We start from the raw sequence: 8529 nt of genomic DNA on the forward strand, positions 1-8529 counted from the left end.
AAAAAACCGGGGCACAAAGGCCCCGGCTTTTGCAATTACCGCTGTTATTTTGCGTTGTTCAACGCCAGCGGATTCAGTTTCAACGTATGGTAATGATCTAACCAGTCGTGATACTTATCCGCGTTCTGCCACAGACGATAATGCATGCGCGAGAGAGTGACCGGGTCGCTTAACAGCGCCAGGCGCTGATCGCGATCCAGCTTCGCCGGAGACTCGCTGAGTGCCTGTTCGACACGGCGGTCACGGGCATAGTCGATAATATCGCTTTTCAGGTGACGCGAGGTCGCCATTGCGCTGGCCAGGGCGTTAAACGATGGATGGAACATGGCATGCATAAAGCCATCATCCAGTTCACGCTCACGGTTCAGCTCAACGTAACGATCGGTATCCTGCAACTCCTGCGGCGGGCTGAACTCTTCCGGTATCAGGAACAGTTTTCCGCGTTTGGAAGCCTGGCCGAGCGTACGACGGCTGGACCACACCGATACAAACGGTGACAGGATCAGCGAGAAGACAATCGGCGACAGCCACCACAAGAAGTTAAGATCCAGCCAGCCCATACCACCCGCCCAGACCAGGCCAAGCAGCATCTGCGAACCGTGACGCTTAAAGGCTTCGCTCCACGGCGTGGCATCATCGTCACGCTGCGGCGAGTTCCACACCACTTCCCAACCGAGGAAAGCACTGACCACGAACACCGTGTGGAACAGCATGCGCACCGGTGCCAGCAGCACCGAGAACAGCATTTCCAGGAACAGCGATACCAGCACACGCAGCGCGCCGCCGTAAGGTTTCGCGCCTTTGCACCACACCAGCACAATACTGAGCAGCTTCGGCAGGAACAGCAGTACCAGCGTGGTGGAGAAGAGCGCTATCGCCAGTTCAGGACGCCACTGCGGCCACACCGGGAACAGCTGGCGCGGTTGCAGGAAGTACTGCGGCTCCATCAGCGTATGAACTATCTGCAAGGCGGTCGACAGGGCCAGGAACATAAACCAGAGCGGCGCTGACAGATAAGACATCACACCCGTCAGGAACACCGCACGGTGTACCGGGTGCATACCTTTCACCAGGAACAGACGGAAGTTCATCAGGTTACCGTGACACCAGCGGCGGTCACGCTTCAGCTCATCCAGCAGGTTTGGCGGCAGCTCTTCATAAGAACCCGGCAGATCGTAAGCGATCCACACCCCCCAGCCTGCACGGCGCATCAGCGCTGCTTCCACAAAGTCATGGGAAAGGATGGAACCAGCAAAGGAACCTTCACCCGGCAGCGGAGCCAGTGCACAGTGCTCAATAAACGGCTTCACGCGAATAATCGCGTTATGGCCCCAGTAGTGGGACTCGCCCAGCTGCCAGAAGTGCAGACCAGCGGTAAACAGCGGGCCATAGACACGGGTAGCAAACTGCTGGCAGCGCGCATACAGCGTGTCCATACCGGATGCTTTCGGCGAAGACTGGATGATGCCCGCTTTCGGGTTCGCTTCCATCATACGCACCAGGCCGTTCAGACACTCTCCGCTCATTACGCTGTCGGCGTCCAGAACAACCATATAGCTGTACTGGCTGCCCCAGCGGCGGCAGAAGTCATCGATGTTACCGGATTTACGTTTTACGCGACGGCGGCGACGACGGTAGAAAATGCGCCCTTCCCCGCCCACGTCACGCACCAGCTCCATCCAGGCCTTCTGTTCAGCCATGGCGATATCCGGGTTGTAGCTGTCGCTCAGGATATAGACATCGTAGTTATCCTGCTCACCAGTACGCACCACCGATTCCCATGTGGCGCGCAGACCGGCAAATACACGGCCAACATCTTCATTACAGATGGGCATGATCAGCGCGGTACGGTGCTCAGGGTTAATCGCTTCGTCACCGTTAGTCAGATACGAAATGCTGTATTTATCCTTGCCGATCATCAGCTGCAGGAAGCCCATCAGCGCTGTCCAGAACCCGGCAGAGACCCAGAGGAACAGGATGGCGAACAGGAACAGGATCCCGGTTTGCAACACATACGGAAGGATCTGCAACACTGACTGCTGCCAGTTCTGGTTGATCATCTCCATAGGATCGATCAGCGCCCAGCCCTGATATGGCAGAATAGTTTTCATATACCAGGTCGCCACCACCGTCTGGAAGACGGAGAGGAACAGCAGAATATAACGACGAATAGAGCCAACGTGGCGCCATTTGTCCTCATTTTTCTGCTCTTCGCGGCTGCTGTAACGCGGCGTGGTTTTACGCCCGCGCAGGGAGTCCCAGGCACGAGCTACAGGGTTGGTGCGCCACTCATCCGGATACATAGAAGAGCGGGCATGTTTCGGCATCGCTTTCAGCGTGGTGCGGCCCAGGTCGTCTTTATCAAACTGACGACCGCCGTCAACAGAGTCGGGCCAGCTCATCTCGACACGCGCTTTTACCGACTCCTGCGGAGCATCATCGGGGCGCGTTTCGACCGGATCACCTCCAGCCAGCTGATAGTGCAACTGGCTGAAAGAGTCTTCCGGCTGTTCTGGCAACGCATCACGCAGCGCCCCTTTCCGCTCAGGGGAAAGGGGCAGCGCATCGATATATTCGTCGGATACTACGTTAGGCTTATTCATTGGCAGGCAGCTGGTTGCTCCAGGTTTCCGTCAGCGTTTTGTCACCGTTAACCAGTGCAGCACGCATCTCGGTCGGCTGTTTATTGTCTTTGACACGAATACGCATAACCAAACGCCAGCCTTTTGTCACCGGGTTATAACGTACGCTGTTCTCAACCAGCTCACCGTTATTACCAATGCTGACCTGCGGCGTAACCGGGGTATTTTCCGGCAGTTTGCTCATATCCGGGCCAACAAAGTCAACGATAAAGGCGACAGTGCCATCCGGCTGACGCACCAGGTTAGACTGTTTCACATCGCCCAGTGAACGCAGCGTACTTTTCACATAGGCCGTATCCGGCGAATGCAGCTGGTTTTCGTCACGGGTAAAGTGCAGACGATAGGCAAACTTCATCTCTTTGCCTGGCTCTGGAAGGTTCTCCGGAGTCCAGAACGCAACGATGTTGTCATTGGTTTCATCGGTAGTTGGAATTTCGACCAGCTCAACGCGGCCTTTACCCCAGTCACCCTTAGGTTCAATCCAGCCGCTTGGGCGCAGATCGTAACGGTCATCCAGATCCTGATACTTATCAAAATCACGGCCACGCTGTAACAGACCAAAGCCACGTGGGTTTTCCACGGTAAAGGTGCTGACAGCCAGGTGTTTTGGATTATTCAGCGGACGCCAGATCCACTCACCGTTACCGGCATGAATCGACAGCCCGTTGGAGTCGTGCAGCGCCGGGCGGAAGTTGGCCACGGAAGAGGGCTGATTCGCGCCAAAAAGATACATGCTGGTCAGTGGTGCCACACCCAGTTTGCCTACTTTATCGCGCAGGTAAACTTTCGACTGCACGTCAACGGTGCTGTCTTTGCCCGGTGTGATCAGGAAACGATAGGCACCGGTGGCGCGTGGTGAATCCAGTAACGCATAGATCACCAGGTGTTTATCCTGAGGTTTCGGGCGCTCAATCCAGAACTGTTTGAAACGCGGGAACTCTTCCCCGGATGGCAGCGCAGTATCAATCGCCAGACCACGTGCAGAAAGACCGTACACCTGACCCTGACCAATCACACGGAAATAGCTGGCACCAAGGAAGCTGGAGATCTCGTCTTTCTTCTCTTTACTGTTCAGCGGATAGAGCACTTTGAAACCGGCAAAACCGAGGTTTTTCACGGTATCCGGATCATGTTTTACGTTGCCGAAATTGAAATATTCCGGGGAGTATTTTATCTCGCGAACGCTGTTTGCGGTCACTTCATTGAGGCGTACCGGGGTATCGAAGTACATACCCTGATGATAAAACTCAAGTTTGAAAGGGGTCTTAAGCTTGTTCCAGTAGGCCTTTTCATGATTGAACTGAATCTGCTGATAGTCGGCATACTTCATATCACGCAGCTGTGACGGTAAATTACTCTTAGGCGCTTCAAAGCCTTTACCAGCTAACTCTTTCGCCTGTTTTGCCACATCGTCAATGTTGAAAGCCCAACTGGTGTTGGCATACATTGAAAGCAAAACTGCTGCGCCAACCCAGCGCAATTTCATCAGTTTTGGTTTATTGTTCATTTTAATCCGCACATCCCCCCCTTTCGGGTGCTTAAATCAATTGATCCATCTTAAAGGATAATTCAGCATTCCGACAGCCTGACCACATTTTTGTTCCACTACGTCTGCACGGCTAACAGCCCGATTCTCAAGCGTTTAGCGGAAACAGATTCGGCTGATAGTATACGCGTGTTTGCTCTAATAAGGTAAGCAGTAGCTGCAGGCTGGCTCAGGGTGAGCCGGGATAATAACTGGTTGAATATTGGATATTTATGACTAAAAAAACACAACAACGAGAATATTTTCTGGATTCGATTCGCGCCTGGCTGATGTTATTAGGAGTGCCGTTTCACGTATCACTGATCTATTCCAGCCAAACCTGGTCAGTTAATAGCCTGGCTCCCTCAGAATGGCTGACGGTACTGAATGATTTTATCCATGCTTTTCGCATGCAGGTTTTCTTTGTTATCTCGGGTTATTTCTCCTATATGCTGTTTCTGCGCTACACCCCTTCTGACTGGCTGAAGGTACGCGTGGAGCGGGTTGGCATCCCGATGCTTACCGCCATACCGCTGATTACGCTGCCACAGTTTTTTATGCTGAAAGAGTGGACAAGCAAGATCGGAGACTGGAGCAGCAAGACGCTGTATGAGAAATATAACACCCTGGTATGGGATCTTATTTCGCATTTATGGTTCCTGCTGGTACTGCTGGTCCTGACGGTGGCAGGCTTCTGGTTGTTCCGTTTATTGCGCGACAGCGCGCGGCAAAAAACAGACTATTCTGAACTGACCTGGGCTCATTTAACCGGTTTTATCCTGCTTTGCAGCCTGGCATGGGGCGCATTTCGTCGTTTGATGTTCACTTTTGCCCCACAGGTTCTCGGCGATGCGCTGTTTAATATGGCGGTAATGCAGACGTTAATGTTCCTGCCCTTCTTTATGCTGGGTGCCATGGCCTGGAAGTATCCGGCTATTAAAGCACTGTTTGTCCGCCCGGTTCCCTGGACCTTTATTGGTTCTGCGCTGGCGTTTGCGGCTTACGTGGCTAATCAGACATGGAGCAAAGGGGAAGGCTGGCTGTATGAAATTGATGCGGTAGTATCGATGCTGATGGGGCTGTGGATGGTCAACGTAGTGTTTACCTTTGGTCACCGCCTGCTGAACTCCCATTCACCGCGTGTAACTTATCTGGTAAACGCCTCGCTGTTTATCTACCTGGTACACCATCCGCTAACCATTCTCTACGGCGTGCTGTTTGTGAAGCGCATTGACAATAATACCCTCGGCTTTTTCGCAGGTCTGGTGTTTGTCTTTGGTATCGCCTTCCTGCTGTATGAGATCCATCTGCGCATTCCGTTACTGCGCTTCCTGTTCTCCGGGAAGCCACAGCGTAAATAGCCTGATTCAGGGCCGGTGAATACCGGCCCTTATAGCAACCACTCAATCGGTAAACGCCACACCAGACGCACCAGCAGACGCTGCATCAGTAGGGTACGCGGCTCATGCTTATGTACCACTTCATTTGCCCCCTCCCCCGGATACTCTACCCAGTTCACCCGCCCCCATTTATCCAGACGCAGGGTCCAGGCGCGGTCGCGCATACTGCTGATAAAACGCTGATGAATGCGCGTTGCGAGGACGTCATTCTCTATTAACAGCCCCATTTCGGTATTCAGCACCGCTGATCGCGGGTCAAAGTTAAACGAACCAATAAATACCGTCTGATTGTCGACGCTAAAGGTTTTGGCATGCAGGCTGGAACCTGAGTTGCCGGTCAGACCGCGATCGTGACTCGGTTCTCGTACGCCGGTATTGGGTTTCAGTTCGTATAAACGAATACCGTGGCGCAGCAGCTTTTTGCGCCATTTGGCATAACCGGCATGGACTATCGAGACATCATTAGCCGCCAGCGAATTGGTGAGGATTGAAATTTTGACGCCTTTACGCACCAGAGCCAGCAGCTGCGCCACGCCGCTGCGCGTCGGGACAAAATAAGCAGAGATAATATCCAGCTGCTGCTCAGGCCTGCCGATCACCTCCAGCAGACGCTGGGGTAACAGCGTACTGGTTCTCGCCCGCCCCAGCCCTTTGCGCGGATCGTCACTTAACAGCCGGGTTTTTGCCCAGGTAAAAGGCAGCCTGCGGGTGTCCAGCTGGCTGACGAAGGTCGACTCATCAATCTGACGCAGATAGCGGGCCACCTGCGGGCTGTCGCGCCAGGCTTCGGGCAATGACACAGCAGAAGTATCAATCTCTCCTTCATCCACTATCTGGCGCAGTGGCGCTACCGGGCGGCTCTGCCAGTAGCGATCAAAGTCCTGCGCCACCTCTGCGACCACCGGACCTACCGCCAGCACGTCAAGATCGGAAAACAGAGGTTCATCGCCTACGCCAAAATATTCGTCACCCACATTGCGACCGCCAACAATAGTGGCGGCATTATCTACGGTGAAACTCTTGTTGTGCATCCTGCGGTTCAGGCGGGCGAAGTCCGTCAGGTAGCCCAGCGCGCGCAAAGAGCGAAAGTTAAACGGGTTAAACAGGCGCACCTCAATCAGCGGATGGCGGTTCAGCTCGGTCAGCGTCTTATCCAGCCCCTGAGTATTATTATCATCCAGCAGCAGGCGCACCTTTACTCCACGCTGTGCCGCCGCCAGCAGTGCGCTGAACAGCAGCCTGCCGGACAGATCGTTCTGCCAGATGTAGTACTGAATATCCAGCGTCTTTTCCGCCAGCGTGATGAGCTGATAGCGCGCGGCGAAGGCATCAAGCCCCTCGCCCAGCGGATAAACACCGCTGTGCTGCGGATGCCTGGCAACCAGCGGCGTAATCGCCTGCGCCAGGCGTGTAGAGACAGCACCGCTGTCTGCCTGCTGTGGGTGAAGCGTGTCGGTCATCAGCGATCCTTAGCGGCAATGCTGTTATTCATCCGGTAAACCCTCTCTGTTCCAAGGTCAGCTCAGGCAGCTAAACATATAGTCTAGACTTAGCCCATCGCCCCGCGATTTTATTGCCCAGGAGAGCATCATGCATCATGGCAGCTTAACGGCCCAGAGCCGTCACCAGCCAGGCCTGTTTTCCAGCTTTTTCCAGGGGAGCTTTGCCTGCTCCACCGCCTGCCGGACACCCGGAAAACGGGCAGATCTGATGATCAGCAGCGGGCATGACACGCTGCTGGAAAAAGATTATGCCCTGCTGACCAGTCATCACATCCTGACGGCGCGCGATGGCGCACGCTGGTATTTAATTGAATCGCAACCCGGAGAATACCACTGGGATAGCTTTTTGCCGCAGTTAAAAACAGCACAGGCTCAGGGCATTGAGATGATCTGGGAACTGGCGCATTTCGGCTGGCCGGACGGGCTGGATATCTGGCAGCCGGAATTTATCGATCGTTTCAGCGCCTATGCGGGTGCGCTGGCCCGGCTGATGCGCGAAGAGGGCCTGACCCGGCCATTTATCACCCCGATGAATCAAATCTCATTCTGGTCATGGGCCGGTGCCGAAATCGCCTGGTTTAACCCGTTTGTGACCGGAAGGGGGCGCGAGCTTAAACGGCAGCTAACCCGTGCCAGTATTGCCGCCATGCACGCCATCCGTGACGAGCTTCCCGGCGCACGCTTTGTGCTTACCGATCCGCTGGTCAATGTTGCCGCATCGGGATATTCCACCGCCGCCAGATTGCAGGCACAGCAGCAGCATCAGGCGCAGTATGAAGTCTGGGACTGGCTGGCAGGAAGAGATGAGCCGGAGCTGGGGGGATCGGAGGAGTTGCTCGATATTATCGGTCTGACCTGGTATCCGGATAACCAGTGGTTCCATAACGGCGATCCGCTGGAACCGCATCATCCGGACTACCGCCCTCTCAATCTGCTGTTGCAGGAGGTATGGCAGCGCTATCAACGACCACTGCTGATTGCCGAAACCGGCGCAGAAGCCGATCGCAGCCAGGCATGGCTCAGTCTGGTCAGTCAGGAGGTGGATCTGGCGCTTAATGCAGGGGTACAGCTGGAGGGGATTTCTCTCTATCCGGTAGTTGACTACCCGGCCTGGGATGACGACCGCCGCTATCCCGTTGGCCTGTTTGGTCTACCTGATGCCAATGGAAATCGCACCGTTAATGAATCGATGGCGCTCACGCTTCGCAGCCAGCAGATAAAACATCAGCAGGATCCGCTCAGGACATCCACAACGTGATCGCAAGGACAAAGATGATCAGCGTGAATGAGGTTACGGCCAGCACCACGATGGCAAACTGCGCATCGTCTAACTGCACGCGAGGTTCTTTTTCAAACTCAGGTTTGGAACTGTTTTTCATGTTCAGCCACAGCATACTGGCAAAACGATCCTGTAGGGGGGTGCCAGTAAAAATGAAAGACGTCCTTTTCACCCAAAAAAG

General features: G+C 54.4%; 6 protein-coding genes. 2 read left to right on the forward strand and 4 right to left on the reverse strand.

The window, feature by feature from the left end:
- Positions 1–44: 44 nt before the first annotated feature.
- Both mdoH and GN242_RS12850 read right to left on the reverse strand, forming a co-directional pair.
- Entirely contained in the window at positions 45–2603 is a 2559-nt protein-coding gene (mdoH, locus tag GN242_RS12845) for a glucans biosynthesis glucosyltransferase MdoH (RefSeq protein ID WP_154750728.1), read from the reverse strand.
- On the reverse strand, positions 2596–4131 hold the full coding sequence (locus tag GN242_RS12850; protein ID WP_195918334.1) for a glucan biosynthesis protein G: 1536 nt from the start codon (positions 4129–4131) through the stop codon (positions 2596–2598). The genes mdoH and GN242_RS12850 overlap by 8 nt, the downstream gene beginning before the upstream one ends.
- 269 nt (positions 4132–4400) lie before the next feature.
- On the opposite strand from GN242_RS12850, the gene mdoC reads away from it, so the two are divergent.
- Positions 4401–5528 carry a glucans biosynthesis protein MdoC gene (gene mdoC, locus GN242_RS12855; protein ID WP_154750726.1) on the forward strand — a complete coding sequence of 376 codons (1128 nt, stop codon included), beginning with the start codon at positions 4401–4403 and terminating at the stop codon, positions 5526–5528.
- Between the two features lie 29 nt (positions 5529–5557).
- Here the strand turns inward: mdoC and GN242_RS12860 are convergent, their stop codons facing one another.
- Positions 5558–7027, reverse strand: a complete 1470-nt coding sequence (locus GN242_RS12860) for a phospholipase D family protein (RefSeq protein WP_156287605.1) — start codon at positions 7025–7027, stop codon at positions 5558–5560.
- A 130-nt stretch (positions 7028–7157) separates the two neighbouring features.
- Here GN242_RS12860 and GN242_RS12865 point away from each other — a divergent pair, with 130 nt between their 5' ends.
- Positions 7158–8327, forward strand: coding sequence for a beta-glucosidase (locus GN242_RS12865; protein WP_156287606.1), 1170 nt, complete (start codon positions 7158–7160; stop codon positions 8325–8327).
- Here GN242_RS12865 and GN242_RS12870 read toward each other — a convergent pair.
- Entirely contained in the window at positions 8308–8463 is a 156-nt protein-coding gene (locus tag GN242_RS12870; protein ID WP_154750723.1) for a hypothetical protein, read from the reverse strand. The genes GN242_RS12865 and GN242_RS12870 overlap by 20 nt on opposite strands.
- Positions 8464–8529: the final 66 nt, after the last annotated feature.

The sequence above is a fragment of the Erwinia sorbitola genome (genome assembly GCF_009738185.1).
GTDB lineage: Bacteria > Pseudomonadota > Gammaproteobacteria > Enterobacterales > Enterobacteriaceae > Erwinia > Erwinia sorbitola.

What these genes read in the sequence shown, in the direction of transcription:
- mdoH (WP_154750728.1), bottom strand. Translation starts at nt 2,603, where the DNA reads ATGAATAAGCCTAACGTAGTATCCGACGAATATATCGATGCGCTGCCC.
- mdoC (WP_154750726.1), top strand. Translation starts at nt 4,401, where the DNA reads ATGACTAAAAAAACACAACAACGAGAATATTTTCTGGATTCGATTCGC.
- GN242_RS12860 (WP_156287605.1), bottom strand. Translation starts at nt 7,027, where the DNA reads ATGACCGACACGCTTCACCCACAGCAGGCAGACAGCGGTGCTGTCTCT.
- GN242_RS12865 (WP_156287606.1), top strand. Translation starts at nt 7,158, where the DNA reads ATGCATCATGGCAGCTTAACGGCCCAGAGCCGTCACCAGCCAGGCCTG.
- GN242_RS12870 (WP_154750723.1), bottom strand. Translation starts at nt 8,463, where the DNA reads ATGCTGTGGCTGAACATGAAAAACAGTTCCAAACCTGAGTTTGAAAAA.